This is a genomic window from Cupriavidus sp. USMAHM13, assembly GCF_001854285.1.
Lineage (GTDB): Bacteria > Pseudomonadota > Gammaproteobacteria > Burkholderiales > Burkholderiaceae > Cupriavidus > Cupriavidus malaysiensis.
In genome coordinates this window covers 638,447-661,578 of record NZ_CP017752.1, presented here as the reverse complement: position 1 = coordinate 661,578, position 23,132 = coordinate 638,447, and the positions used below count along the sequence as shown (strand labels likewise).

The window sequence follows — 23,132 nt, the reverse complement described above, 5'->3', positions numbered from 1 at the left end:
CGTCGCCGCGTGGCGGGGATGGCACGTTGCTTGCGGCGCATGCCGCAGCGCCGCCGCGGCGCACCGTCCGGGCGCAGCGCCCGGCGTGCCGCGGCGGGCGACCCCATCCGCGGGCGGGCATGGTGCCGGCCCCATGCCAGAGGGAGGTTTCCATGTTTGCATGTCTCGCATCCGCCCGTGCCCTGCCGCGCGGCCTGTGCCGCGCCGGCATTGCCGCGCTGATGATCGCCGCGTCCGGCGCGGTGCCGCCCGCGTCCGCGCAGGTGGCCAAGGAATGGCCGAGCCAGCCGGTGCGCATCATCGTGCCGTTCCAGGCAGGAGGTGCCACCGACCTGATCAGCCGCTATCTCGGCACCGGTCTCGGCCAGATCTTCCAGCAGCCCTTCGTGGTGGAGAACCGGCCGGGTGCCGCCGCCATGATCGGCAGCGACCTGGCGGCGCGCGCGCCATCCGACGGTTACACGCTGCTGATGTCGGGACCGGCCTCGATGGTGACGAACCGCTTCCTCTACAAGAAGCTGAGCTACGACCCGGACGCCTTCGAGAAGGTCGCGGTGGTGGCCGACACGCCCAATATCCTGCTGGCCAGCCCCGCGCTGCCCTTCCGCACCTTGCCGGAAATGATCGCCTACGCGAAGGCCAATCCCGGCAAGCTGACCTATGCATCCTTCGGCACCGGCACGACCTCGCATATCGCCGGCGAGATGCTCAAGGCCGAGGCCGGCATCGACATCGTGCACGTGCCCTACAAGGGCGCCGCCGAGGCCTTGCCCGCACTGCTGTCAGGCCAGGTGTCGCTGTACTTCGACACCATCATGACCGGGTTGCCTTACGTGAAGGCCGGCAAGCTGCGTGCGCTCGGTGTGACGCGGCGCGAGCGCTCGCCGATGGCGCCGGACGTGCCGACCATTGCCGAGCAGGGCTATCCCGGCTTCGATATCGCGCCGTGGTACGGCATCGTCGCGCCCAAGGGCACGCCGGCGGCGGTGGTCGGCAAGCTCAATGCGGCCGTCAACCGCCTGCTCAAGGAGCCGGGTTTCCGCGACAAGCTGGCCTCGACCGGTGCCGAGCCGCGCGGTGGCAGCGTGGCGGACTTCCGCGCCATGATCGACGCGGAGGTGCCGCGCACGGAGAAGCTGGTCAAGCAGTCAGGCGTCAGCCTGCAGTAGAGGCGGCGGCGCGCGCCGGCCCATCGGCCGCCATGGCGGTTCGTGGCGGCCCGGTGTGGCTGGCGCAGGGGCGTGGTGGCGCCTACATCATGCGGCGCGCGAAATGCCCGATCTCGGCCTCGCCCATCAGGTCGAGGAAGGCATCCATGCTCATGTGCACCAGGTCCTGGTGGTTGCCCGACTCGAAGTACACGTCGGGATGCTTGAGCAGCGTGTCGTCCATATAGGTGCGCATGCCATAGGCCATCGCCACCGGCGGGATCGCGCCGAGTTCGCAGTCCTTGAACACCTCGCGGATCTCGTCTTCGTGCGCCAGGACCAGGTCGCGGCCGGTCTGCTCGCACAGGGCGGCGATCTGCAGGTGGTGGCTGGCGGGTATCACCGCGGCCACATAGCCCTGGCTGTCTTCCAGCAGCAGGGTCTTGGCCAAGCGGTCTCCGGGAACGTGCGCCGCTTCGGCAGTGGCCATGCTGCTGAGCGTGTAGGGATGGTGGAGCAGGTCGTAGGGGCTGTGCCTGTCGGTCAGGCAGTGCGCCAGGGTGCCAGCCAGTGCCATGATGTGTCTCCTGGCGGCCGTCGCGCGCCGGCGGCGGCCGCATGGCGCAGGGCGAGGGATCGTCCTTGTGCTTCCCTACTATAGTGCCTGCGAGCATGCCCGCGAGGCGCCCGCGGGACGGGGACGGGATGGGGGCGGGACCGGGCGCGCGGCATCGGCGCCCCCCCCCCGCGGGCTTGCTCAGCCGGCGGAGGACGTGGCGGTGCCCGGGTGCGGCCAGACGGCCTGCAGCTCGCTCTTCAGGAAGTTCATCAGGTAGCGCGTGGCCAGCGTCTGGTAGCGGTTGGGCATGGTCAGCATGTACAGCCGGCTGCCGAACACGCTGACGCGGTAGCCCGGCAGCAGCGGGCGCAGCGCGCCGTCGGCCAGTTCCGCGCCGATCGCGTAGAGGGGGAAGATGCCGATGCCCAGGCCCGCCACCACCGCCTCCTTGAGGAAGGCGAAGTTCTCCGAGCTGAGGGTGGGCTCCAGCGCCACCTGCTCGCGCGCCGCGGCGCCGCCGTCGCCGCGCACGCCGAATGCCTTGAGCTTCTGCCCGACCGGCGAGGCGCACACGATGGCATGGGCCTGCAGGTCTGCCAGCACGTGCGGGGCCGGATGGGCGTCGGCATAGCCGGGCGAAGCGCACACCACCCAGTCGACCGCGCCGATCTCGGTGGCCACCACCGAATCCGGTGGGGTCGAGATGATGCGCAAGGCCACTTCCACGTCCTCCGACACGAGGTTGTGGATGCGGTTGTCGAACACCACGTCGAGCACGATGTCGGGGTAGCGCTGCTTGAAGCGGACCAGCAGCGGCGACAGCAGCGAGTGTCCCAGGCCGGTCGGCACCGAGAGCCGTACATGGCCCTGCAGGCTCTTGCCCAGGTTGCTGATCAGCGCGGTGGCGGCAGCGACTTCGCCGAGGATGTTGCGGCCGTGCTCGTACAGCCCGGCGCCCACCGGCGTCGGCTCGACGTGGCGCGTGGTCCGCCGCAGCAGCTGCACGCCCAGTTCTTCCTCCAGGGCGCGCAGGTGGTAGCTGACGTTGGCGCGCGTCATCTTGAGCTTGCGCGCGGCCGCGCTGAGATTGCCGGCGTCGACGATGTCGACGAACAGGCGCAGGGCGTTGAGGTCCATCGGAGGTAAGGAGGGGGAGGGAGCAGCGGCGGCGGCGAGGACGCCGCCGCTTTGTCAAATAATATTATCCATTCTGTCCAATCGATGGTGGATTGTCAAAGCGCGTGGTCGGCGTACCATGATGGGCTACTTTGTCGTAATGGATTGACCGGAGAATCGCCATGGCCCTGGATGCCGAATCCTTCTCGCTGCTGCGCGCCTCGGTGCAGCGTTTCATCGACGAGCGCCTGAAGCCGGCCGAGGACATCCTCGAAGAAACGGACGACGTGCCGGCCGAGATCGTGGCCGACATGAAGGAGATGGGCCTGTTCGGCATCTCCATTCCCGAGAATTACGGCGGCATCGGCCTGTCGATGTCGCAGGAGTGCGATGTGGTCTACGACCTGGGCCACACCGCCTTCGCCTTCCGCTCGGTGTTCGGCACCAATGTCGGCATCGGTTCGCAGGGCATCCTGATGGATGGCACCGAAGCGCAGAAGGAGGACTACCTGCCGCGCATCGCCAGCGGCGAACTGATCATCTCCTTCGCGCTGACCGAGCCCAACGCCGGTTCCGACGCCGCTTCGCTGCAGACCAAGGCCGAGCTGGATGGTGACCACTATGTCATCAACGGCACCAAGCGCTTCATCACCAACGCGCCGCGCGCCGGCGCCTTCACGCTGATGGCGCGTACCGGCGGCAGCGGTGCCTCGGGCATCTCGGCCTTCATCGTGCCGGCCGACACCCCGGGTATCTCGCTCGGCAAGCCTGACAAGAAGATGGGCCAGCGCGGCACCAAGACCTGCGACGTGGTGCTGGACAACGTGCGCGTGCCCGCCGCCAACATCATCGGCGGCGTGCCGGGCGTGGGGTTCAAGACCGCGATGAAGGTGCTCGACCGCGGCCGCCTGCACATCTCGGCGCTGGCCTGCGGCATGGCGCACCGGCTCATCACCGATGCCGTGGCCTATGCCAAGGACCGCAAGCAGTTCGGCCAGCCGATCGCCGACTTCCAGCTGATCCAGGCCATGCTCGCCGACAGCCAGGCCGAGCTCTACGCCGGCCTGTCGATGGTGCGCGACTGCGCCCAGCGCTACGACGCCAAGACGCCCGGCAAGAGCGATCCCGAAGTCAGCATGCTGGCCTCCTGCACCAAGATGTTCTGTACCGAGATGGTGGGCCGCGTGGCCGATCGCGTGGTGCAGATCCATGGCGGCGCCGGTTATATCGCCGAGTACAAGGCCGAACGCTTCTACCGCGACGTGCGCCTGCTGCGCCTGTACGAGGGCACCACGCAGATCCAGCAGTTGATCATCGCCAAGCAGCTGTTGCGCGACTGAGGCGCCGTGGGCACCGTCAAACCCGCCGGTGCGGCGCAGCGCACCACCTTGCGCGCGGTCGTCGCCACCTATCGCGGCGCGGTGCCGGCGTATACGCTGATCGCCACGCCGGCCATGCTGCAGGCCCTGTGCGAGCCGCACCTGCCGGCCCGCGCGGTCGTCGACCCGAGGGCCCGTGCCCACCGCGAGATGCTGCGCGGCTACGTGCGCGACAGCCGTATCGCCTTGCCCGGCGCGGTGGTGGTGGCAGTGGCCGGCGGTCGCATGCGCTGCGAAGCCGACCACCTCTATGTGCTGGAACTGGAGCCGGAGGCCGGCGACCGGCTGATCGTGCTGGACGGTGCCGAGCGCCTGGCGGAACTGGCGCGCAGCCCTTGGGGCGCATGCCAGACCTATGTCTCGGCGGTGCCTTGGCAGGGAGGTGTCGCCCGCGAGGCGGCTGCGGCCGTGGCCGTGGCGTGCGACGGGGGGATGGCCGCGATGCTGGCACAGATGCGCGCGGCCGGAACCACGCCGGCGGTGGCCGCGCCACCGCCCGGCGACGATGCAGGCATGGCCGCGGCGGTCCGCTCGGCCGCCGCACGCTGGGCCAACGCCGCGCGCGTCTGGCACTGATTTCGCGCAGGACCCGGCGCGTCGGCCGGAGACGGCCTGCCGCGCCTGCCATGCCTGTCACGCGCATGCCTGTGGGCGGCGGCGTGGGTGCCGCTGCCTGGCCGCATTGATCCGCTGCGGGCCGCAGCCGGGGTTTGCCGGCAGGCCGGCCGCCATGTGGAAAGAATGGAATCGCGGGATGCGGTGGCTGCGCGCCGGACCGCATGAGCACCGCCTGAGCACCGGCGGAGCCGGCCGTCTCGCCAGCGCAGCCGCATGTCGCGGCGCTGTCAGATCTTCAGAACCTTCCCTTGGATCACCGCATTGGGTCACCGGCCTCAGCCGGGGCCGAAGCTATGGCGGCATCGCGGCGCCCGCCGCATCACTCCGGCCAGACGGCGTCCACGTCGCGCAGCAGGTGGCCGGCCAGGATGTAGTCGCCGAGGCGGCTCGCCTTGGCTTCGAGCTCGAGCAGCTCGCGGTCGGCCAGCGTGCCCAGGTCGAACTGGCAATAGAGATTGCGCTGCCGGAAGGTCGACTTGGGCCGCGCCAGCCCTTCGACCAGGGCTTCACGGGAACGAACGGCGATGCTCTCCTGCCCGCGGTACTGCACCTTGATGCCGCGCTTGTCCCCGAGCCTGCCGAGTTCGACGGCATCCTGCCATCCGGTTTCATAGTCCAGCTCAAGCGCCAGCACGCCTTCGGTGGCGAGAAGCCGGAGCGCTTCCGCCTTGCTGCCAGCTCGCACGATCGACATCCACACCTCTTGTATCGACTTATACTGTACGAATATACAGGCAATGCCGGGGTGCCGGCAAGGACTGCAGCCTGCCGGCCGCCGCACGGCGCCCGCCGTGCCGGAGACCGGCCGTGTTCCATCCTCCTCGGAGTCGTGTGAAGAACGGCGCCGGGGCGCCATCCGCCGCCCCATTCTAGCGGTGGCGGGTGCAGTCGATGTGACACCTCCCCCATTGGTCGGGAATGCAAGGCGCAGGTCCGAATCCAGCCAGTTTCCGCCGCGCGGGAGGGTAGGATGAGGCCATGGAACTCGATCCCGACACCTGCTACAAGGCCATTGCCTCGCGCGACCGCCGCTTCGACGGGCGCTTCTTCGTCGGCGTCTCGTCGACCGGGGTGTATTGCCGGCCCATCTGCGCGGTGCGCACGCCCAAGCCGCAGAACTGCAGCTTCTATGAAAGCGCCGCGGCCGCCGAGAAGCATGGCTTCCGCCCCTGCCTGCGCTGCCGGCCCGAGCTGGCGCCGGGGCACGGCCTGGCCGATATCTCGGGGCGCCTGGCACAGGCTGCGGCCACCCTGATCGAAGAGGGCCAGATGGCCGAGAGCGGGGTGGCCGGGCTGGCGCAGCGTGTCGGTGTCAGCGAGCGCCACCTGCGCCGCCTGTTCGAGGCCCAGTTCGGCGTCTCGGTACTGGAATACGCGCAGACCCAGCGCCTGCTGCTGGCCAAGCGATTGCTGACCGACACCGGGATGCCGGTGACCGAGGTGGCGCTGGCCGCCGGCTTCGGCAGCGTGCGCCGTTTCAACGATGTGCTGAAGGCCCGCTATGGCCTGACGCCCCTGGCCATGCGCAAGCGCGCCGCCGACGCGCCGGCGGACCAGTTCGTGTTCGATCTCGGCTACCGGCCGCCGCTGGCCTGGGAGGCCCTGCTCGGGTTTCTCGCCGCGCGCGTGGTGGAGGGTGTCGAGGCCGTCGACGGCGACGCCTACGCGCGTACCCTGGCGGTGTCGAGCGGCCGCCGCACCCACCTCGGCTGGTTGCGTGTCGAGCACGTGCCGGTGCGCTCGGTCCTGCGCGTGACGCTGTCCGGTTCGCTGGCGCATGCGATCCCGCAGGCGCTGGGCAAGGTCCGCCGGCTGTGCGACCTGGGCTGCCGGCCGGACGTGGTCGACCGCCACCTGGGCGTGCTGGCCGACGACCTGCCCGGCATGCGCCTGCCCGGCGCGGTCGACGGCTTCGAGATCGCGGTGCGGGCGGTGGCCGGGCAGGTGGTCTCGGTCAAGCAGGCCCGCGTCATGCTGGCGCGCCTGGCGGCGGCACACGGCCCGCTGCTGCCCCAAACCCATGGGCCGCTGCAGCGCTGCTTCCCGGATGCCGCCACCCTGGCCGCGCTGCCGGCGGGGGCGCTGGCCGCCTGCGGCGTGCCGCCGGCCAAGGCGCGCGCCATCCAGGCCATCGCCGCCGAGGTGGCGCAGGGCCGGCTGCTGCTGGAGCCGCCGGCCGAGCCGGAGCAGACCGTGGCCCGCTTGTGCGCGCTGCCGGGCGTCGGCGACTGGACCGCGCAGTATGTCGCCATGCGCGCGCTCGGCTGGCCCGATGCCTTTCCCGCCACCGACTACGCGCTGCGCAAGGTGCTGGAGGCCGATGGCGTGCGCGCCGTCCAGGCGCACGCCGCCCAGTGGGCGCCCTGGCGGGCCTATGCCGCCGTCCACCTGTGGCGCCGCTATGAGGAGAGCAAGCCATGATCAGCCATCGTCTCATCGCCAGCCCGCTGGGCGACATCCTGCTGCGCGCCGACGGCGCACGGCTGACCGGCGCCTACTTCTCCGGCCAGAAGTACCACCCGGCCGGCGTGGTGCCGACGGCCGCGCCGCCGGCCGCATCGGCCCGCCTGTTCGAGCAGGCGGCGGACGAGCTGGCCGACTATTTCCGCGCCGGCGCGCCGCGCTTCACCGTGCCGCTGGGGCTGGTCGGGAGCCCGTTCCAGCGCCGCGTGTGGCAGGCCCTGCTGGCGATCGCGCCGGGCAGCACGCGCACCTATGGCGAGATCGCGCGGGAGCTGGGGCTGGCCGCGGGGCATGCGCGCGCGGTCGGGGGCGCGGTCGGGCGCAATCCGCTCTCGGTGCTGGTGCCCTGCCATCGCGTGCTTGGCGCCGACGGCAGCCTGACCGGCTATGCGGGCGGCGTGGAGCGCAAGCGCTTCCTGCTGCGGCTGGAAGCCGATGCCGCGGCGGCGCGGTCGCCGTTGCTGCATGCGGCCGCGCTGGCCGCCGCCTGAGGTGGCCTGAGATGGTGCGGGCGGGGCAGCCTGCGCCGGCAGGGGCGACGGCCCCGGACGCGGCCGGCCGGGGCGAGCCGGGCACTGCCACGGTGCGCCTGTTCGTCGCCGTCGACGTGCCGCCGGCACTGGCGGCAGCGCTGCTGGCGACGCTGCCGCGCGACGCCGCCGTCCGCCCGGCGCCGGTGGCGCAGGTCCATCTGACCTTGTGCTTTCTCGGTGCTTGTGCGGCGCCGGCGGTCGCGCAGGTGGAGCACGCGCTGGCCGGTGTGACGTCGCCCGCCTTCACGCTGGTGCCGCGCGATGGCGGCCGCTTCCGCGGCCGCCAGGGCAGTGTGCTCTGGATCGGTGTGGCGGATCCGGCGCCACTGCGGGCGCTGCACGAGGCGGTGCGCTCCGCGCTGCGCGAGGCGGGGCTGTCCTTGCCGCGCGAGCGTTTCCTGCCGCACCTGACCGTCGCCCGCTGCCGGCCCGGCGCGCCGGAACCGCTGCTGCAGGCGTGGCTGGCCGCGCGGCGCGGGGCTGCCTGGCCGGCCGTCGAGGTCGGCCGCTTCCTGCTCTATGCGAGCGAACTGTCTCCGGGCGGCGCGCGCCACCATGTCTTGCGGGCCTTCCCGCTGGCGCCTTCAGGCCAGCTTGCTGAACCCGAGCGCCAGCCCCAGGCTGACCAGGGCTGAGCCGATGCAGCGGTCGAGCAGGCGGGCATGGCGGAGCAAGGCCACGCGCAGTGCCGGCGCGGCGAAGCAGCAGGCCACCAGGCTGAACCACGCCAGGTGGGCGGCCGACATGAACAAGCCATAGCCGAACTGCGCCGGCAAGGGGGTCTGCGCGTCCACCACCTGGGTGTAGGTGCTGACCACGAACAGCGTGGTCTTGGGATTGAGCGCATTGGTCAGGAACCCCATGCGCAGTGCCGCGCGCGCGGGCAGGGCTTCCGGCTCCTGCCGTACCGGCCCGGCGGGCGGCGGGCGGCGCCAGGTCTGGATGCCGATCCACACCAGGTAGGCCGCGCCGAGCAGCTTCACCACGTACAGCAGGCCGTGCGCGTGCTGCATCAGCAGGGTCACGCCGAACATGGTGTAGAAGACGTGGACCTGCACCCCGAGCGCGATGCCCAGCGCGCCCAGCAGGCCCGCGCGGCGGCCGTGCCGGTAACTGTTGCGGACCACCATGGCGAAGTCCGGCCCTGGGCTGACGACCGCCAGCACGGTGATGGCGGCGACGGCGAGTACCTCGGTCGTTGAGCTCATTCTGCTAGTTTCCCTATCCTGTTTCGTTGCCGGCCGGACCCCCGATGGTCTGGCCATCTGTCGATATTCTGTTGACACTCCGGCCGAAGAAAAAGCGAGTTATCCTGCGCCAGATACGTGAGGAAAACTGACATGAAAGAGGGCAGGTCGATGCATTGGCTGGGAGCCATCCGCTTCTTCGAGGCGGCGGCGCGGCATGGCAGTTTCGTGCGCGCCGCCGAGGAACTGCACCTGACCCACGGGGCGGTCAGCCGGCAGATCCGCCAGCTCGAGGAAGTGCTGGGCACGCCCTTGTTCGAGCGCCGCAACCGGGCTGTGCACCTGACCGACGCCGGACGCACGCTCCAGGCCGCGGCCAGCCAGTCGCTCGAACTCCTGGCGGCGGCGGCCGAACGCATCCGCGCCGGCAGCCGTGCGCGTGCCCTGGTGTTGTCCTGCGAGCCGACCATCGCCATGCGCTGGCTGATCCCGCGTCTGCCGCTGCTGGCGGCCAGCCACCCGGACATCGAGGTGCATCTGCTGGCTGCCGGCGGGCCGATCGATTTCTCCCGCAGCGGCGCCGACCTGGCGTTGCGGCGCAATGATTTCCCCTTCGACGCCCGCCTGCACGTGGCGGAGGTGGTGCCCGAGTGGGTGGGGCCCGTTTGCCGGCCGGACCTGGCCGCCGGCGTGGCGGGCGAGGGGGCGCCGCCGCCGCGCCTGCACACGCGCACGCGGCCGGATGCGTGGGCGGCCTGGCAGCGGGCCTCGGGGGCAACGCTGCGCCCGGGTGCAGAGGCCTGGTACGAACACTTCTACCTGAGCCTGCAGGCCGCCGCCGCGGGTCTGGGCTGCGCGCTGGCCTCGCGCCTGATGGCGGCCGACGAGCTGGCCGACCGCCGCCTGGCGGCCCCCTTCGGCTTCGTTCGCGACGGCTCGGCCTACTGCCTGCTGTCGCCGCGCCCGATCGACGGGGATCCCCGCCGTGCTGCCGTGCTCGACTGGCTGCGGGCGCAGGCCCATGCCTGCCAGCCGGCCGCGGCGGGGCTGGCCGAATAGCCGATGCCGGTCGCGGCGTGATTCCGGCACCTCTTTGCTCAAGTTTTGCTCCGGGCGGCCGAAGGCCTAGTGAGGCCTTGCGCGGGGACGGGAAGCACGCTTAACATGCGGGCGCCCATCTCCTTCGCCCGGCTGCGACCCCTCCGGCGCCGCGTCCCCAGGTCCGTGCGCCGTCGAATTCCTAGTGTTTGCGTGAAGTCATGAACTTTGAAGATTCCTCCGAGCCGTCCCAGGCCGAACTCGAACAGGCCTCGGATGAATCGAGCCCGATGTCTGACGAGCGCTACCGGCTCACGCATCCCTCCCAGATCGGCACCGTGCTGCGGGATCTCGCCTGGCAGAAGTGCATCGTCAATGTGCACGCACGCAGCGGCCATGACCTGGTGACGACGGTGTTGCACGTCGATCCCGCCGCGCGCAGCTTCGTTTTCGACTGGTCCCGCTCGGAGACCGAGTGCGAGGCCCTGCTGGAGTCGAGCGAGAATGCGTTTTCCGCCTCGCTGCGCGGCGTGCCGGTGAACTTCGTGATCGGCAAGCCGGCGGCCACCGATTTCCAGGGCGGGCCGGCCTTCGTCGCCAGCTTTCCCGAGAAGCTCTACCACTTCCAGCGCCGCCGCCATTTCCGCGCGCGCACGCTGGTCACCAAGGGCTATAGCTGCGAATTGCGGACACCGAAGGGCCAGGCGATGAAGCTGGACATCGCCGACCTGTCGCTGTCCGGCGTCGGCCTGCGTTCCAAGGCACTGGGCGTGGAGCAACTGCCATCGGGCGCGGTGCTGGAGAAGTGCGTGCTCGATTTCCGCGAACTCGGCAAGCTGACCGTCAACCTGCAGGTCGTCGGCCATTGGGCCGTATCCAGCCAGAACGGCGGCATCTATCACTTCGGCTGCGCTTTCTCCTCGCTCGACGGCCGTCTCGAGAACTTCCTGCAGCGTCTCGTGTTCCAGCTCGAACTGGCGCACCGCGGCTGAGCCCGCCGGGCTCGCGCCGCTCTCCTTCGGGGAGCGGCGACCTTGCGCCGTTCAGGCGGCGATCAGCTTGCCGATCGCCGCGGCCGCCTCGCGCATCGGCGGCAGCAGGCGTCCCACCATCTCCGCTTCCGTCACCTGCTCGGCACGCACGCTGACGCTGATGCCCGCCAGCACGGTGCCCGAGACCGAGCGCACCGGCACCGCGATGGCGCGCAGGCCGGGTTCCAGCTCCTCGTCGATCAGCACGAAGTCCTGCTCGCGCGCGTGGACGAAGCTCGCCTCCAGGTCGGCCCGCGCCACCTTGGTCTGCATGGTGCGGGGACGCAGTTCGGCCCGGGCGAAGAAGGCCTCGAGCGCCGCCGGGGGCTGGTGCGCCAGCAGCAGCCGTCCGATCGAGGTGCAGTAGGCCGGCAGGCGGCTGCCCATGCCGAGCGAGAAAGTGAGCACGCGCTGTACTTCGGAGCGCACCAGGTAAAGGATGTCCGTGTCGTCGAGGATGGCCAGCGCGCAGGTTTCACGGATGGCTGTGCTGAGTCCGTCCAGGATCGGCTGTGCCAGCGAGACCAGCGAGGTGGACGAAAAATAGGCGTGGCCCAGGTGCAGCACGCGCGGGCGCAGCGCGAACTGGCCATCCTGCTGGCTGACATAGCCAAGCTGCTCCAGGGTATAGAGGCAGCGCCGCACCGAGGCGCGCGACAGCTGGGTGCGCTGGGCCACCTGCGAGATGGTCAGTGGGCGCTTGCGCTCGGAGAAGGCCTCCAGCACGGTCAGGCCGCGGGCAAGCGAGAGCATGAAGTTGGGGTCGCCGGCAAAGCCCGCGAGCTGGTCGCTCGCGGGTTTGGCGGCGCGGACGGTGTCGGCCAAGGCTTGGCCGATGCCCAGGCGGCGGGAAGATTCCATGTCCTGTCATGCGCTGTTCGATAATCGCGCAATGGTAAACCGGCTGGTCCGGCTCGGCCAGCCTTTCGCCGTCCCGGAATGACCTGGCGCACGAGGATTGGCCGCTGTCGGGCGGCCAGCACGTCCGCGGCCCCCCAAAAAAAACCGCCGTCAGCGAGGACGGCGAGTGTAAGGGGGGCCGCCGGGATGGGGAGCCCGACGGCTTTTGCAGCATAGATGTCGCATACAAGACATTAAATACAACTTTGGGAGGGACTGAATGTGATGCCGGCTGGGATCGGGGCGCTCGCGCCGTCCAGCCGCCCGGCGCACCGCCGACTAGAATGCAAGCAGTGCTCAATCCCGGTTGGATGAGGGCCGCTGCATACTGGCTGCATTGTGGAGATGACGGCCGCCAATCGCGGCCGGAGCGGTTGGCGCGGGCGGTCTGCCCGGTCCTCGTGCCGGCCCGGGTGCTGCGAGCCCGGAGTTCTCGTGTACGGTTATTTTTTCTGCCAGACGGCCGCGGGGCAGTTCTCGCTGATTCCGCGCGAGCGCGACTGGATGTTGATGCTGGGAAACGGTGTGATGGGGCGTTACCCGGACGCGCAGGCGGCCGTGGATGCTCTGTGGGGCGGGTGCCTGTCCAGCGACGGTGAGGTGCTGGATGCCGGTGCGCTCGGCGTACCGCCCCGCGCGCAGGAGTGGCTGTTCCACATCCTCAGCCGCTGAGTCCGAGCCACCGGGGCCGCGGCTTTCCGGTGGCGCCAGGCGATGCCCGGCCGCGCTGCGGCGCCGGCCGCGGCGCAGTCGAATACCGATCGGTGCGGGCGGCAGCGATGCCGCCTGCGGCTTTGACCTGCCGAATCCGGCATGACGAGGGGAGGCGCGCCATGGGTAGACTAGTCGATTGGACGCGGACGCACACCAGCCGCTTTTTCCCGATCTCGGCCCAGTACACGGGGGAGGGCGGCAGCCAGGTGCGCGTGAGTTGGCTGGCCCTCTCGTCCGCGCGCGACGGCCAGCGCACCTGCGCGGCGGCGCTGCAGTTCGACCAGGATGTCATCGATGCGCTCTATCTCGCTACGCCCGGCGAGCTGGAGCGCATCGGCTGCCGCCTGGCGGACCTGGTGCAGCGCTGGCTGAGTATGGAGGACGTGGCGCGCATGGGCGGCGAGCCGGTCGTCATCCCGGTCGGTGAGCGCCTGTTGGAGCACTGATGGAGCACTGACCGGCGGCGCGGGCGCCCAAGCCGCCGGTCGCCGCCTGCCATTGCCTGCCGCCGCAGGCGCAGGGCGGTATACTGGTCCGGTCTCCATTGTCCCCAGCGCCGCTGGCCGGCCGAATCGCCGCGCGGCGAGTCCCTACCGTGCCAGACCATCCTGCCAATCGCGATCCCCGTCCCGTGCCGCCCGAGCGCCCGGGCGACAACGAATGCTGCCAGAGCGGCTGCGATCCCTGCGTGTTCGATTTCTACGCCGACGAAATGGAGCGCTACCGCGCCGAACTTCGCGCCTGGGAAGCACGCCATCCCGAGCACGCCGCGCACCCGGCCGCCTGACCCATCCCAGAGGCCTGCGCCGATGACCGCGCTGCGCGATTTCCTGCTGCGCCACCCCCGGCTGTTCGTGCTGACGGGGGCCGGTATCAGCACCGATTCCGGCATTCCCGGCTACCGCGACGAACAGGGCGCCTGGCAGCGCACGCCGCCGGTGCTGCTGCAGGATTTCCTCGGCTCGCATGCGGCGCGCCAGCGCTATTGGGCGCGCAGCATGGTCGGCTGGCCGATCGCCGCCGGCGCGCAGCCCAATGCGGCGCATCACGCGCTCGCCGCGCTGCAGGCGCAGGGCAGGGTGGCCGGGCTTGTCACGCAGAATGTCGACGGGCTGCACCAGCGCGCGGGCAGTGCCGGCGTGATCGAACTGCACGGCACCATTGCCAGCGCCTCCTGCCTGGCCTGCGGCGAGCGGCACGAGCGCGCGGGCATCCAGCGGGAGCTGGAGACGCACAATCCGGACTGGCTCGGCCTGCAGGCCGAGGCCGCGGCCGACGGCGACGCCCATCTCGAGTCCGAGCATTTCGGACGGTTCCGCGTGCCGGCCTGCCGCCGCTGTGCCGGCGTGCTCAAGCCCGACGTGGTCTTCTTCGGCGATTCGGTGCCGCGCGAGCGCGTCCAGGCCGCCACGCAGGCGCTGGAGGCGGCCGACGCGGTGCTGGTGGTCGGCTCTTCGCTGATGGTCTATTCGGGCTATCGCTTCTGTGTCTGGGCCGAGCGCATGGGCAAGCCCGTGGCGGCGTTGAACCTGGGCAGGACGCGCGCCGACGCCATGCTTTCGCTCAAGGTGGCCGAGCCCTGCGGCCCGGCACTGACCGCGCTGGTGGCAGCGCTCGCCGCCACGGCCTGAGCGGGCCCTGTGCCCGCTGTGTCGTTGCGCGGGTTGCAGTCGCTCAGCGCGGCTTGATCTGCACGCGGATGCCGTCGTCGGAGACCGTGATCGCGCCCGGTTCGACCTCCTGCCCGCCGACGTGGAGCTGCTCCGGCGTGAAGGTGTAGAGCGGATAGTCCTGCAGCAGCTGGCTGGCCGCGGCCGCGCCGATGGCGTTCAGCGGTTCGCGATACTGCGGCGGCAGCCCGGCGACCTGTACCTGCTGCAGCGTCGGCTGGTCGAGCAGCACCGCCCGCCGCGCGGGATCGTAGCGGATGCCGCTGGTGAGCGCGAGCGAGCCGTCCACCGGTGGCCCGCCCAGCACGGTGTTGGTGAGCCGCGCGTCCACCAGCGTGGTGACACGGTTGGCGCCGGCGTCCAGTGTCAGGCGCGGATGGCTGAGCTGCACGCTGAGCAGTTCGCCATAGCGCAGCGTGGCGGGGAAGCGCTGTGCCAGCGCCCGCTGCAGTTCCTCGCGCGTGAAGGTGTACTCGCCGGTCCAGATGTTGTAGCCGGCCAGGGCCGCCGGCGCCGTGGCGCAGGCGGCAGCGGCCGTGGCGGCGGCGAGGGCGCGCAGGGCGAGGCGGCGCATGGGCCGCTGCGGCGTTTCCAAGAGGGTGGACATCACGGGCGGTGGCGGGGCGGCAAAGGGTTTCGCCAAAGGGTTTCGCGATACCCCGTCTGACCGCGGCGCGGCGCGCGCGTTCCGTGCCGCGCGGCCCGTCGTCCCGGCCGCCGGCGCGGCGGGCCTCGGTTCAGTAGTGCGGCGGGATCTCGTGCTGCGGGCCGGCATGGTCGGCGCCGCCGCCTTGGCGCACCTGCTGGTAAAGGGCGCGGAACTGCTCCTGCAGCGATGCGATCTCCTGCTGCTGCCGCGCCACGGTCGCGTTCAGCGCTTCCAGCAGGTCCTCCTGGAAGGCCAGCTTGATCTCCAGTTCGGTAAGGCGGGATTCCATCACGCGTTCTCCGTTCTCCAACTCACGTCGCCGTGCGGGCGGGCATTGTAGAACAACGGACGCGTGCGCGCTCCGCGTCACCCGGCGAAGCAGGTGCGCGGGCGCCGGCCACGCTCAGGGCGTGTCCGGCGCGACCAGCACCATCCACGATACGCCGAAGCGGTCCGCCACCATGCCGAAGGCCGGCGAGAAGAAGGTACGCCCCAGTGGCATCAGCACCTGGCCGCCGTCGCCGAGCGCATCGAACAGCTTGCGCGCGGCGGCTTCGTCCGGCGTATTGAGCGACAGTGCGAAGCCCTGGAACGCGGGCTTGCCCTCGCAGCGGCCATCCGAGCCCATCACCGTGGTGGCGCCGATACGCATGGCCATATGCATCACCTTGTCGCCTGCGGGGGGCGCCTGCATGCAGCCGTTGCCGGCCTGCGGCTCAGGATTGTCCTGGTAGCGCATCATGGTGATCAGTTCGGCGCCGATGGCGCGCTGGTAGAACGCGACCGCCTCTTCGCAGCGGCCCTCGAAGAACAGGTAAGGCTGGACTTGCATGGGGATCTCCTGGAGCGCACCGTTACCGGTGATGGCCATCGGTGCGGTTTTGTGTACGGCGTACACAAAGATAGGCGTTGATGTGGCGATTGTCCACATTGGCGCGCATGCGGTTACAACTTGCGCAGCTGGGCAGGCCGGGGCGCTTCCACTAGACTGGCGTGCCGCGCTGGCGCTGCCATCACATCGCCGAGGCACCGGCCTGCAGCAGGAAGGAGACAATGTGCGCTACGAACTGACGGACCTGCGCCTGTTCCAGGCGATCGCGCAGGCACAGAGCCTGTCGAACGGCGCCGCGGCCGTGCATATCACGGCATCGGCCGCGAGCTATCGCTTGAAGAACCTGGAGCACGCGCTGGGCACGCCGCTGTTCGTGCGCAGCGCGCGCGGCATGGAGCTGACGCCTGCCGGCGAAACGCTGCTGGTGCACGTGCGCGAGCTGCTGCTCGGCGTCGAGCGCATGCATGGCGAAGTGGGCCGCTTCTCGTCCGGCCTGCGCGGGCATATCAAGCTGCTGGCCAACAGCAGCTCGCTCAACGGTTTCATCATCCCCAGCGTGAGCCGCTTCCTGAGCGCGCATCCCGAGGTCAACATCGACCTGGAAGAGCGGGCCAGCGAGGCGATCCTGGCTGCTGTCGCAGCGCAGGAAGCCGACATCGGCATCCTTGCCGCCGCCGTCGACACGCCGGGGGTGCGCGCGTCGCGCTATGCGGTGGACGAACTGATCCTGGCGGTGCCGCCGGGCCATCCGCTGCTGCGCCTGCCGGGGCTGGCCGCCGGCATCCGCTTCGGCGCGGCGCTCGAGTTCGATTTCGTCTGCATGAGCCGCGCCAGCAGCAACTACCTGTTCTTGCGCGAGATGGCCCAGCGCGAAGGGCGCAGTCCCAACGTGCGGCTGCACGCGCATGGTTTCGAGGCGGTGCTGGCGCTGGTGGAAGCCGGCGTCGGCCTGGCCCTGGTGCCGCGCAGCGTCGCCGCCGAGGCGCTGGCGCAGGCGTGCGTGGGCGCCGTGCCGCTGGCCGAGCCATGGGCCCGGCGCGAACTGAGCCTGATCGTGCGGGCCGACGGCAGGCTGCCGGCTTTCGCCGCGGCCTTTGCGCAGTTCCTGCTGGACGATCCGCGCGTGGCGGCTACGCGCGACGCGCCGGCTGCGTCCACGCCCGCCTGAGGCCGGCAGCGGCCAAGCGGGCGTCATGCCGCCGGTGCGGGCGTCAGCGCTTGCGCTGCAGGAAGCCCTGCATATGCTGCTGGGGCTCGCCGGTGTCGAAGGCGCTGCCGAACTCAGCCACGCTGCGCGCGATCGAGGTGTCGACCGGGGCGTCTTCCCATTCGCGCAGCAGCCGCTTCTGCTGGCGCAGCGCGGTCGGGCCGAAGCCCGCCAGCAGCGTGGCCAGCTGCGCCACCGCCTCGTCCAGCCCGGCCAGCGGCACGACCTTGTGCACCAGTCCCCAGGACAAGGCCTCGGCGGCGTCGCAAGGCTCGCCGGTCAGCAGCATCCAGGCCGCGCGCGCGTTGCCGATCAGGCGCGGCATCAGCGCGGCATGGATCACCGACGGAATGCCCACCTTCACTTCCGGCATGCCCAGCCGCACGTCGTCGGCAGCGATGCGCAGGTCGCAGGCGAGCGCCAGTTCCAGGCCGCCGCCCAGGCACCAGCCCGGCATGCGCGCGATGACCGGCGCGGGGAAGTGACGCATGGCATCGCACAGGCCGCGCAGGCTGCTGATGAAGCGCTCGGCGCTGGCGCGGTCGAGCGCCGCCATCTCCTTGATGTCGGCGCCGCCGACCAGGCCCTTGTCGCCGCTGCCGCGCAGGACCAGCACGCGGATATCGGGATCGGCGGCCAGGGCCGTGACCGCCGCGGTCAGGGCGCGGATCACGGGTGTGCCGAGGATGTTGAGCGAGCCGGCGCCGCAGATGGTCAGGGTGGCGACGCCTTGCGCGTCGATCGCCACGCTGGCGTGGCGGGCGACTTCCTGTTCCGGCAGGTCCTGCGGATCGGGTGCGGTCGATGAAGTCGCTGCGGGGGTGGCGGTCATGCGGGTCTCCTTGGATGCTGCCCGACCCGGGCCGGGCGGGCAGCGGATGCCGGTTGGCGATGGCGCTGCGTCATTGCAGCTTGGCGAAGTGGATATCCTCGACGATCTTGCGCCAGCGCGCATTCTCCGTGTGCACCAGCTCGGCGAACTCCGCGCGCGAGGTCGGGCTGGGCAGCGCGCCCTGCTTCTCGATGGCGGCCACCACGTCCGGCCCGGCCAGCACCTGGCGCACCGCCTGGTTGAGCTGGTCGAGGATGGGCCCCGGCACGCCGGCCGGCACGCCCAGGCCGAACCGGCAGGGCGATGAAGGCATGCAGGTCCTTGGCGGCGAAGGCGGGGTTGACCACCAGCACGCTGGGCACGTCGGCCAGATTGCTGATCGGCGCGAAGTCCTTGACCGGGTCGTAGGGGTCTTCTGGTAGACGTCGGGGTTGACCGCGTGCGAGCTTTCCACCGCCATCACCGGCATGTCAGCTCCGTGTCGATGAACCGTGCGGCGGAGTATAGGGAGCGCCCTCGGCGGCGGGCCAGTCGAGAGTTTTGAAGCGGGCGTTCGCGCGATTCGAACGCCCTGTGGTGGGCGCGTGGCGGGCGTGTGGCGACCTGGCCCGGGGGAGGGAGCCGGCGCGGGGAAGGCGCATGGCCGGCGGCGCGAGCCACGCAGCCGGCCGCCCCTGTTTGGCGCTCCGCCGCGTCCGTGTCACAATTGCGGACTGGCATCCGAAACCGGCTGCTCGCGTTGCCTGGTCCCGCCCGGGGCCGGAAAGCCGGCGTCTGCGCCGCACGGCGGCGGGAAACGCGCCGCAAGAGCCGACAAACTCACACCATCATTGGCGATGACTACCATTCTGCAGCACATTCCGACCGGCCAGCGCGTCGGTATCGCCTTCTCGGGCGGCCTCGACACCAGCGCAGCGCTCCTGTGGATGCGCCAAAAGGGCGCGATTCCCTATGCCTACACGGCCAACCTGGGCCAGCCTGACGAGCCGGACTACTCGGACATCCCGCGCCGCGCCAAGGCGTATGGTGCCGAGGATGCGCGCCTGATCGATTGCCGCCAGCAACTGGTGGCCGAGGGCATCGCCGCACTGCAGTGCGGCGCCTTCCACATCTCCACCGCCGGCGTCACCTACTTCAACACCACGCCGATCGGCCGCGCCGTCACCGGCACCATGCTGGTGGCCGCGATGAAGGAGGATGGCGTCAATATCTGGGGCGATGGCAGCACGTTCAAGGGCAATGACATCGAGCGCTTCTACCGCTACGGCCTCCTGACCAACCCTGGCCTGCAGATCTACAAGCCGTGGCTGGACCAGACCTTCATCGACGAGCTGGGCGGCCGCAAGGAAATGAGCGAGTTCCTGATCGCCAACGGCTTCGACTACAAGATGTCGGTGGAGAAGGCCTACTCGACCGACTCGAACATGCTGGGCGCCACGCACGAGGCCAAGGATCTCGAGCACCTGAACGCCGGCATCAAGATCGTCGAGCCCATCATGGGCGTGCCGTTCTGGCGCGATGACTGCGCCATCAAGGCAGAGGAAGTCACGGTGCGCTTCGAGGCCGGCCAGCCGGTCGCGCTGAACGGCCAGACCTTCGCCAATGCCGTCGAGCTGCTGGCCGAGGCCAACCGCATCGGCGGCCGCCACGGCCTGGGCATGAGCGACCAGATCGAGAACCGCATCATCGAGGCCAAGAGCCGCGGCATCTACGAGGCCCCGGGCCTGGCGCTGCTGTTCATCGCCTACGAGCGCCTGGTGACCGGCATCCACAACGAGGACACCATCGAGCAGTACCGCGACAACGGCCGCCGCCTGGGCCGCCTGCTGTACCAGGGCCGCTGGTTCGACCCGCAGGCCATCATGCTGCGCGAGGCCGCGCAGCGCTGGGTGGCCAGCGCCATCACCGGCGAAGTGACCATCGAGCTGCGCCGCGGCAATGATTACTCGCTGCTGAACACCACCTCGCCGAACCTGACCTACAAGCCGGAGCGGCTGACCATGGAAAAGGGCGAGTCGATGTTCTCGCCGCAGGACCGTATCGGCCAGCTGACCATGCGCACGCTGGACATCGTCGACACGCGCGAGAAACTGGTCAACTACACCAAGGGTGGCCTGCTGACCGGCGGCGACGCCGGGCTGCCGCAGCTGGAAGACTGAAGCATGGGCGGCGGGTCGGGCGGCATGCCCGTTCCCGCGCGCTTGCCCGGCGTCCGCAGGGAGGCCGGGCCGACGCCGCCGGCAGGCTTGCCGGCGGCGTTTTGTTTTTGCCGGCCATCGACCCGTTTCCCTTCCCGTTCCTTCGCCCTCGCCCTCGTCCCGATCCTATGACCACCCCCGCCAGCGACCCGCGACCGGCCGAGCCGGACTTCACGCCCGACGAACAGGCGGCCTTCTACCGGCTGGCGGCGGCGCGGCGCGACATGCGCCATTTCATCGCCGGCGCCCGCGTCGACGAGGCGGTGCTGCGCCGGCTGCTGGAGGCCGCCCACCGCGCGCCGTCGGTCGGCCTGATGCAGCCCTGGCGCTTCGTGCGCATCGTCGACGCCGGCCTGCGCGAGCGCATCGCCGGCCTGGTGGAGCAGGAGCGCCAGCGCACGGCCCAGGCGCTCGGCGCGCGCGGCGAGGCTTTCCTGAAGCTCAAGGTGGAGGGTGTGAGGGACTGCGCCGAGCTGCTGGTGGCGGCGCTGGCGCCCGACGACGGTACCGTGTTCGGGCGGCGCACCATGCCGCGCGAAATGGCGCTGTGCTCGGCCGCCTGCGCCATCCAGAACCTGTGGCTGGCGGCCCGCGTGGAGAACCTCGGCATGGGCTGGGTCTCGATGTTCGAGCCGCAGGCCCTGGCCGCGCTGCTGGGCATGCCGTCCGGCAGCCAGCCCATCGCCATCCTGTGCCTGGGCCCGGTCCATGCCTTCTACCCGGCGCCGATGCTGGAGCTGGAGGACTGGCGGCACGGCCGCCCGCTCGACGCGCTGCTGTCCACCGACGGCTGGGGCGGCTAAGTCCACTGCACCAGAGCATGCGCCCCCGAGCGGCGGTGCTTTCTCTGACGCAGCGGACTAGCGCCCGCGGCCGCGCGTGCCGGCGCTCAGCGCGCCGCGGTGATCCACGTCGCGATCGACTGCACCACCTGCGGTTCGATCCCGTTGTAGCCGTGATAGGCCATGGCCTCGCACGGATCGCCCTGGTTGCTGCCGCCGCTGACCACCACCAGCTCCTTGCGCGACGCGGCCGTGAGCCGGTCCATCAGCATGCCGGTATCGGCCACCGGGCACAGCTTGCAGCCATCGTCCTTGTGGTGCACCACCAGCACCGGTAGCGCCAGCCTGGCCAGTTCCATCTGCGGCACCGCGCGCCCGCGCTCCTCGCGCAGGATGGTCGAGGTCAGCACGATGCCGTCGGGGCCGCCGCCGTCCGCCAGGCGGATGGCGATCGCCGCCACCGACTGCGTGCCGCGGCTGGTGCCGACCAGCCATACCGGCACCTTGGCATGCTCGCGCACCCAGGCGATCACCGCGCGCGCGTCGGCCGCGTGTTCCGCACCCTGCCGGAAGCCGTTCAGGTAGGGCGGGGACAGCCGGTCGCTGGGGGCGTCGACCACCGCCACCGCCAGGCCGGCCGCGGCGAAGTCCTGGCGCGTACGCACCACGAAGTTGCCGGCGCCCCAGCCCATCGAGCCGTTGGGGAAGATGCGCAGGCCGCCGTGGCCGCCCGCGTAGAGCACCACGGCCGCCTTCGGCGCCGCCGGTGCGAGGTAGAGGAAGCGCTGGGTCACGCCGGGGCGGGTGGGGATGTCCACCACCTGCTCGGGTACCTGCGCGCGCGCCGCGCCGGCACTGGCGCAGGCCAGTCCGGCCAGCCAGGCGAGGCGGGCCAGCCAGGCGAGGGCGGCCGCGCGCAGCGGGCGGGACTGGCGAACTGCCTGGCCAAGGGGGGCGGGAGCGGCGACGGGACGGTCGGCAGCAGACATGGAAGACCTCGGCTCGGGAGATGGTCGGCACGCAGCGCGGGCGTGCTTCCCAAGATAGCCCGCTCCTGCGGCGCCGGCAATGCCGCCGTGGCGGCGGCGCGGCGGATCGCCCCGCCCGCGCCTCCTGCAGGCGCGCCCGGCTCGCGGCACAATGCCAGTCGCGGCGGCCGTCTGCCTGTCGTGCACGCCGCGCATTCCCGAACCCCTCTCCAGCACGAACCTGCCATGCCCGAATCGAACATGCCATACCGGCGCCTGGGCGCCAGCAACCTGAAGGTGTCGGCCCTGTGCCTCGGCACCATGATGTTCGCCGACCAGACCGACGAGAGCGAAGCCTCGCGCATCGTGGCCAGCGCGCGCGAACACGGTGTCAACTTCATCGACACCGCCGACGTGTACAGCCGCGGCGCCTCGGAACAGATGGTGGGCCGCCTGCTCACCGGCGACCGCGAGCGCTGGGTGCTGGCCAGCAAGCTGGGCAACGCCATGGGCGCCGGTCCCAATCTTTCGCACTATTCGCGCAGCTGGATCCTGCGTGCGGTAGAGGACAGCCTGCGCCGCCTCGCCACCGATTACCTCGACATCCTCTACCTGCACCGCGACTACGAGGGCGAGAACCTCGAGGAAGCGGTGCGTGCCATGGGCGACCTGGTGCGCGCCGGCAAGATCCGCTACTGGGCCTTGTCCAACTTCCGCGGCTGGCGCATCGCCGAGGTGGCGCGCCTGTGCGAGCAGCTCGGCGTGCCGCGCCCGGTCTGCTGCCAGCCCTACTACAACCTGCTCAACCGCATGCCGGAGGTGGAGATCCTGCCGGCCTGCGGCCACTACGGCCTGGGCGTGGTGCCCTACAGCCCGATCGCGCGCGGCGTGCTGACCGGCAAGTACCTGCCGGGCCAGCAGCCGCCGGAAGGCACCCGCGCAGGGCGTGCCGACCGTCGCATCATGGAGACCGAGTTCCGTCAGGAGTCGCTCCTCATCGCCCAGCAGCTCAAGGCGCATGCCGAGGCACGCGGACTGACGCTGGGGCAGTTCGCCACGGCCTGGGTGCTGGCCAATCCGCTGGTCAGCGCAGTCATTGCCGGGCCGCGCACGCTGGCCCAGTTCGAGGACTACTTCGGTGCGCTGGGCGTGGCGGTATCGCCGCAGGAAGAGGCGATGGTCGATGCGCTGGTGCGTCCCGGCCATGCCTCCACGCCCGGCTACAGCGACCCCAGCTATCCCTTTACCGGCCGCCCCGTGCCGGTGGCCGCGAACTAGTCCGCGCAGTCCGTGCGGCGCCGGGCCGAC

Annotated in this window: 26 protein-coding genes and 1 pseudogene; 16 read left to right on the top strand and 11 right to left on the bottom strand. The window is 70.7% G+C overall.

Features of this window, described 5'->3' with window-relative positions:
* Positions 1 to 221: 221 nt before the first annotated feature.
* On the top strand, positions 222 to 1,169 hold the full coding sequence (locus tag BKK81_RS21345; protein ID WP_071021959.1) for a Bug family tripartite tricarboxylate transporter substrate binding protein: 948 nt from the start codon (positions 222 to 224) through the stop codon (positions 1,167 to 1,169).
* Positions 1,170 to 1,251: 82 nt separating this feature from the next.
* Here the strand turns inward: BKK81_RS21345 and BKK81_RS21340 are convergent, their stop codons facing one another.
* Both BKK81_RS21340 and BKK81_RS21335 read right to left on the bottom strand, forming a co-directional pair.
* Positions 1,252 to 1,725: an aminoacyl-tRNA deacylase gene (locus BKK81_RS21340; RefSeq protein ID WP_071017507.1), complete on the bottom strand. Its 474-nt coding sequence runs from the start codon at positions 1,723 to 1,725 to the stop codon at positions 1,252 to 1,254.
* 180 nt (positions 1,726 to 1,905) lie between these two features.
* Complete coding sequence (locus tag BKK81_RS21335; protein ID WP_071017505.1) at positions 1,906 to 2,844, bottom strand: LysR family transcriptional regulator; 939 nt, start codon at positions 2,842 to 2,844, stop codon at positions 1,906 to 1,908.
* Positions 2,845 to 3,005: 161 nt separating this feature from the next.
* On the opposite strand from BKK81_RS21335, the gene BKK81_RS21330 reads away from it, so the two are divergent.
* Both BKK81_RS21330 and BKK81_RS21325 read left to right on the top strand, forming a co-directional pair.
* A complete protein-coding gene (locus BKK81_RS21330) occupies positions 3,006 to 4,163 on the top strand; it encodes an acyl-CoA dehydrogenase family protein (protein WP_071017503.1) in 1,158 nt (385 codons plus the stop codon).
* Between the two features lie 6 nt (positions 4,164 to 4,169).
* Entirely contained in the window at positions 4,170 to 4,778 is a 609-nt protein-coding gene (locus BKK81_RS21325; protein WP_071017502.1) for a hypothetical protein, read from the top strand.
* A 361-nt stretch (positions 4,779 to 5,139) separates the two neighbouring features.
* On the opposite strand, the gene BKK81_RS21320 is transcribed toward BKK81_RS21325, so the two are convergent.
* Positions 5,140 to 5,514 carry a PHA-granule associated protein 4 gene (locus BKK81_RS21320; protein ID WP_071017500.1) on the bottom strand — a complete coding sequence of 125 codons (375 nt, stop codon included), beginning with the start codon at positions 5,512 to 5,514 and terminating at the stop codon, positions 5,140 to 5,142.
* A gap of 284 nt (positions 5,515 to 5,798) precedes the next feature.
* On the opposite strand from BKK81_RS21320, the gene BKK81_RS21315 reads away from it, so the two are divergent.
* The 3 genes from BKK81_RS21315 to thpR all read left to right on the top strand — a co-directional run bounded on the left by BKK81_RS21315 (position 5,799) and on the right by thpR (position 8,451).
* Complete coding sequence (locus BKK81_RS21315) at positions 5,799 to 7,241, top strand: DNA-3-methyladenine glycosylase 2 family protein (RefSeq protein ID WP_071017498.1); 1,443 nt, start codon at positions 5,799 to 5,801, stop codon at positions 7,239 to 7,241.
* Positions 7,238 to 7,774 (top strand): methylated-DNA--[protein]-cysteine S-methyltransferase, encoded by a 537-nt coding sequence (locus BKK81_RS21310; RefSeq protein ID WP_071017497.1) that lies wholly within the window; start codon positions 7,238 to 7,240, stop codon positions 7,772 to 7,774. Before BKK81_RS21315 ends, BKK81_RS21310 begins: the two co-directional genes overlap by 4 nt.
* Positions 7,775 to 7,866: 92 nt before the next feature.
* Entirely contained in the window at positions 7,867 to 8,451 is a 585-nt protein-coding gene (gene thpR, locus BKK81_RS21305) for an RNA 2',3'-cyclic phosphodiesterase (protein ID WP_071021957.1), read from the top strand.
* Here the strand turns inward: thpR and BKK81_RS21300 are convergent.
* Positions 8,401 to 9,024, bottom strand: a complete 624-nt coding sequence (locus tag BKK81_RS21300) for a LysE family translocator (protein WP_071017495.1) — start codon at positions 9,022 to 9,024, stop codon at positions 8,401 to 8,403. The two genes, thpR and BKK81_RS21300, sit on opposite strands and share 51 nt — an antisense overlap.
* A gap of 150 nt (positions 9,025 to 9,174) precedes the next feature.
* Here BKK81_RS21300 and BKK81_RS21295 point away from each other — a divergent pair, with 150 nt between their 5' ends.
* Together BKK81_RS21295 and BKK81_RS21290 are read left to right on the top strand one after the other, a co-directional pair.
* Positions 9,175 to 10,062, top strand: coding sequence for a LysR family transcriptional regulator (locus BKK81_RS21295; protein WP_071017493.1), 888 nt, complete (start codon positions 9,175 to 9,177; stop codon positions 10,060 to 10,062).
* A 200-nt stretch (positions 10,063 to 10,262) separates the two neighbouring features.
* Positions 10,263 to 11,033 carry a flagellar brake protein gene (locus BKK81_RS21290; protein ID WP_071017492.1) on the top strand — a complete coding sequence of 257 codons (771 nt, stop codon included), beginning with the start codon at positions 10,263 to 10,265 and terminating at the stop codon, positions 11,031 to 11,033.
* Between the two features lie 51 nt (positions 11,034 to 11,084).
* Here BKK81_RS21290 and BKK81_RS21285 read toward each other — a convergent pair whose 3' ends face one another.
* A complete protein-coding gene (locus tag BKK81_RS21285; protein WP_071017490.1) occupies positions 11,085 to 11,933 on the bottom strand; it encodes an IclR family transcriptional regulator domain-containing protein in 849 nt (282 codons plus the stop codon).
* A gap of 474 nt (positions 11,934 to 12,407) precedes the next feature.
* Here BKK81_RS21285 and BKK81_RS21280 point away from each other — a divergent pair, with 474 nt between their 5' ends.
* From BKK81_RS21280 to BKK81_RS21265, 4 genes are all read left to right on the top strand, one after another.
* The gene (locus BKK81_RS21280; protein ID WP_071017488.1) at positions 12,408 to 12,644 is read left to right on the top strand and encodes a hypothetical protein; all 237 of its coding nucleotides are present in this window, start codon (positions 12,408 to 12,410) and stop codon (positions 12,642 to 12,644) included.
* A gap of 161 nt (positions 12,645 to 12,805) precedes the next feature.
* Positions 12,806 to 13,132 (top strand): hypothetical protein, encoded by a 327-nt coding sequence (locus BKK81_RS21275; protein ID WP_071017487.1) that lies wholly within the window; start codon positions 12,806 to 12,808, stop codon positions 13,130 to 13,132.
* Positions 13,133 to 13,281: 149 nt separating this feature from the next.
* Positions 13,282 to 13,473, top strand: coding sequence for an oxidoreductase-like domain-containing protein (locus tag BKK81_RS36525; protein WP_231908187.1), 192 nt, complete (start codon positions 13,282 to 13,284; stop codon positions 13,471 to 13,473).
* A 22-nt stretch (positions 13,474 to 13,495) separates the two neighbouring features.
* The gene (locus BKK81_RS21265) at positions 13,496 to 14,317 is read left to right on the top strand and encodes an NAD-dependent protein deacetylase (RefSeq protein ID WP_071017484.1); all 822 of its coding nucleotides are present in this window, start codon (positions 13,496 to 13,498) and stop codon (positions 14,315 to 14,317) included.
* A gap of 43 nt (positions 14,318 to 14,360) precedes the next feature.
* Here BKK81_RS21265 and BKK81_RS21260 read toward each other — a convergent pair whose 3' ends face one another.
* The 3 genes from BKK81_RS21260 to BKK81_RS21250 form a co-directional block, all read right to left on the bottom strand.
* Positions 14,361 to 14,930, bottom strand: coding sequence for a DUF1439 domain-containing protein (locus BKK81_RS21260; RefSeq protein WP_071017482.1), 570 nt, complete (start codon positions 14,928 to 14,930; stop codon positions 14,361 to 14,363).
* Between the two features lie 163 nt (positions 14,931 to 15,093).
* Positions 15,094 to 15,294 (bottom strand): SlyX family protein, encoded by a 201-nt coding sequence (locus BKK81_RS21255; RefSeq protein ID WP_071017480.1) that lies wholly within the window; start codon positions 15,292 to 15,294, stop codon positions 15,094 to 15,096.
* Between the two features lie 114 nt (positions 15,295 to 15,408).
* Positions 15,409 to 15,837, bottom strand: coding sequence for a VOC family protein (locus BKK81_RS21250; protein ID WP_071017478.1), 429 nt, complete (start codon positions 15,835 to 15,837; stop codon positions 15,409 to 15,411).
* Positions 15,838 to 16,060: 223 nt separating this feature from the next.
* Here BKK81_RS21250 and BKK81_RS21245 point away from each other — a divergent pair, with 223 nt between their 5' ends.
* Positions 16,061 to 17,005 (top strand): LysR family transcriptional regulator, encoded by a 945-nt coding sequence (locus BKK81_RS21245; protein ID WP_071017476.1) that lies wholly within the window; start codon positions 16,061 to 16,063, stop codon positions 17,003 to 17,005.
* 43 nt (positions 17,006 to 17,048) lie between these two features.
* Here BKK81_RS21245 and BKK81_RS21240 read toward each other — a convergent pair whose 3' ends face one another.
* The gene (locus BKK81_RS21240; RefSeq protein ID WP_083384317.1) at positions 17,049 to 17,876 is read right to left on the bottom strand and encodes an enoyl-CoA hydratase; all 828 of its coding nucleotides are present in this window, start codon (positions 17,874 to 17,876) and stop codon (positions 17,049 to 17,051) included.
* Between the two features lie 70 nt (positions 17,877 to 17,946).
* Positions 17,947 to 18,339: pseudogene (locus BKK81_RS34560) on the bottom strand (tripartite tricarboxylate transporter substrate-binding protein); the annotation flags it as partial.
* A gap of 373 nt (positions 18,340 to 18,712) precedes the next feature.
* Here BKK81_RS34560 and argG point away from each other — a divergent pair.
* Positions 18,713 to 20,035, top strand: a complete 1,323-nt coding sequence (gene argG / locus BKK81_RS21230) for an argininosuccinate synthase (RefSeq protein WP_071017472.1) — start codon at positions 18,713 to 18,715, stop codon at positions 20,033 to 20,035.
* Positions 20,036 to 20,202: 167 nt separating this feature from the next.
* Positions 20,203 to 20,877 carry a 5,6-dimethylbenzimidazole synthase gene (gene bluB, locus BKK81_RS21225; RefSeq protein WP_071017470.1) on the top strand — a complete coding sequence of 225 codons (675 nt, stop codon included), beginning with the start codon at positions 20,203 to 20,205 and terminating at the stop codon, positions 20,875 to 20,877.
* Between the two features lie 86 nt (positions 20,878 to 20,963).
* On the opposite strand, the gene BKK81_RS21220 is transcribed toward bluB, so the two are convergent.
* Positions 20,964 to 21,845, bottom strand: coding sequence for an alpha/beta hydrolase (locus tag BKK81_RS21220; RefSeq protein WP_197524032.1), 882 nt, complete (start codon positions 21,843 to 21,845; stop codon positions 20,964 to 20,966).
* Positions 21,846 to 22,070: 225 nt separating this feature from the next.
* On the opposite strand from BKK81_RS21220, the gene BKK81_RS21215 reads away from it, so the two are divergent.
* On the top strand, positions 22,071 to 23,102 hold the full coding sequence (locus BKK81_RS21215; protein ID WP_071017468.1) for an aldo/keto reductase: 1,032 nt from the start codon (positions 22,071 to 22,073) through the stop codon (positions 23,100 to 23,102).
* Positions 23,103 to 23,132 lie beyond the last annotated feature (30 nt).

Excerpts from the sequence above, each read along its gene's own strand:
- BKK81_RS21345 (WP_071021959.1), top strand. The coding sequence starts at position 222 with ATGATCGCCGCGTCCGGCGCGGTGCCGCCCGCGTCCGCGCAGGTGGCC.
- BKK81_RS21340 (WP_071017507.1), bottom strand. The coding sequence starts at position 1,725 with ATGGCACTGGCTGGCACCCTGGCGCACTGCCTGACCGACAGGCACAGC.
- BKK81_RS21335 (WP_071017505.1), bottom strand. The coding sequence starts at position 2,844 with ATGGACCTCAACGCCCTGCGCCTGTTCGTCGACATCGTCGACGCCGGC.
- BKK81_RS21330 (WP_071017503.1), top strand. The coding sequence starts at position 3,006 with ATGGCCCTGGATGCCGAATCCTTCTCGCTGCTGCGCGCCTCGGTGCAG.
- BKK81_RS21320 (WP_071017500.1), bottom strand. The coding sequence starts at position 5,514 with ATGTCGATCGTGCGAGCTGGCAGCAAGGCGGAAGCGCTCCGGCTTCTC.
- BKK81_RS21315 (WP_071017498.1), top strand. The coding sequence starts at position 5,799 with ATGGAACTCGATCCCGACACCTGCTACAAGGCCATTGCCTCGCGCGAC.
- BKK81_RS21310 (WP_071017497.1), top strand. The coding sequence starts at position 7,238 with ATGATCAGCCATCGTCTCATCGCCAGCCCGCTGGGCGACATCCTGCTG.
- BKK81_RS21300 (WP_071017495.1), bottom strand. The coding sequence starts at position 9,024 with ATGAGCTCAACGACCGAGGTACTCGCCGTCGCCGCCATCACCGTGCTG.
- BKK81_RS21295 (WP_071017493.1), top strand. The coding sequence starts at position 9,175 with ATGCATTGGCTGGGAGCCATCCGCTTCTTCGAGGCGGCGGCGCGGCAT.
- BKK81_RS21290 (WP_071017492.1), top strand. The coding sequence starts at position 10,263 with ATGAACTTTGAAGATTCCTCCGAGCCGTCCCAGGCCGAACTCGAACAG.
- BKK81_RS21285 (WP_071017490.1), bottom strand. The coding sequence starts at position 11,933 with ATGGAATCTTCCCGCCGCCTGGGCATCGGCCAAGCCTTGGCCGACACC.
- BKK81_RS21275 (WP_071017487.1), top strand. The coding sequence starts at position 12,806 with ATGGGTAGACTAGTCGATTGGACGCGGACGCACACCAGCCGCTTTTTC.
- BKK81_RS21265 (WP_071017484.1), top strand. The coding sequence starts at position 13,496 with ATGACCGCGCTGCGCGATTTCCTGCTGCGCCACCCCCGGCTGTTCGTG.
- BKK81_RS21260 (WP_071017482.1), bottom strand. The coding sequence starts at position 14,930 with ATGCGCCGCCTCGCCCTGCGCGCCCTCGCCGCCGCCACGGCCGCTGCC.
- BKK81_RS21255 (WP_071017480.1), bottom strand. The coding sequence starts at position 15,294 with ATGGAATCCCGCCTTACCGAACTGGAGATCAAGCTGGCCTTCCAGGAG.
- BKK81_RS21250 (WP_071017478.1), bottom strand. The coding sequence starts at position 15,837 with ATGCAAGTCCAGCCTTACCTGTTCTTCGAGGGCCGCTGCGAAGAGGCG.
- BKK81_RS21240 (WP_083384317.1), bottom strand. The coding sequence starts at position 17,876 with ATGACCGCCACCCCCGCAGCGACTTCATCGACCGCACCCGATCCGCAG.
- argG (WP_071017472.1), top strand. The coding sequence starts at position 18,713 with ATGACTACCATTCTGCAGCACATTCCGACCGGCCAGCGCGTCGGTATC.
- bluB (WP_071017470.1), top strand. The coding sequence starts at position 20,203 with ATGACCACCCCCGCCAGCGACCCGCGACCGGCCGAGCCGGACTTCACG.
- BKK81_RS21220 (WP_197524032.1), bottom strand. The coding sequence starts at position 21,845 with ATGTCTGCTGCCGACCGTCCCGTCGCCGCTCCCGCCCCCCTTGGCCAG.
- BKK81_RS21215 (WP_071017468.1), top strand. The coding sequence starts at position 22,071 with ATGCCCGAATCGAACATGCCATACCGGCGCCTGGGCGCCAGCAACCTG.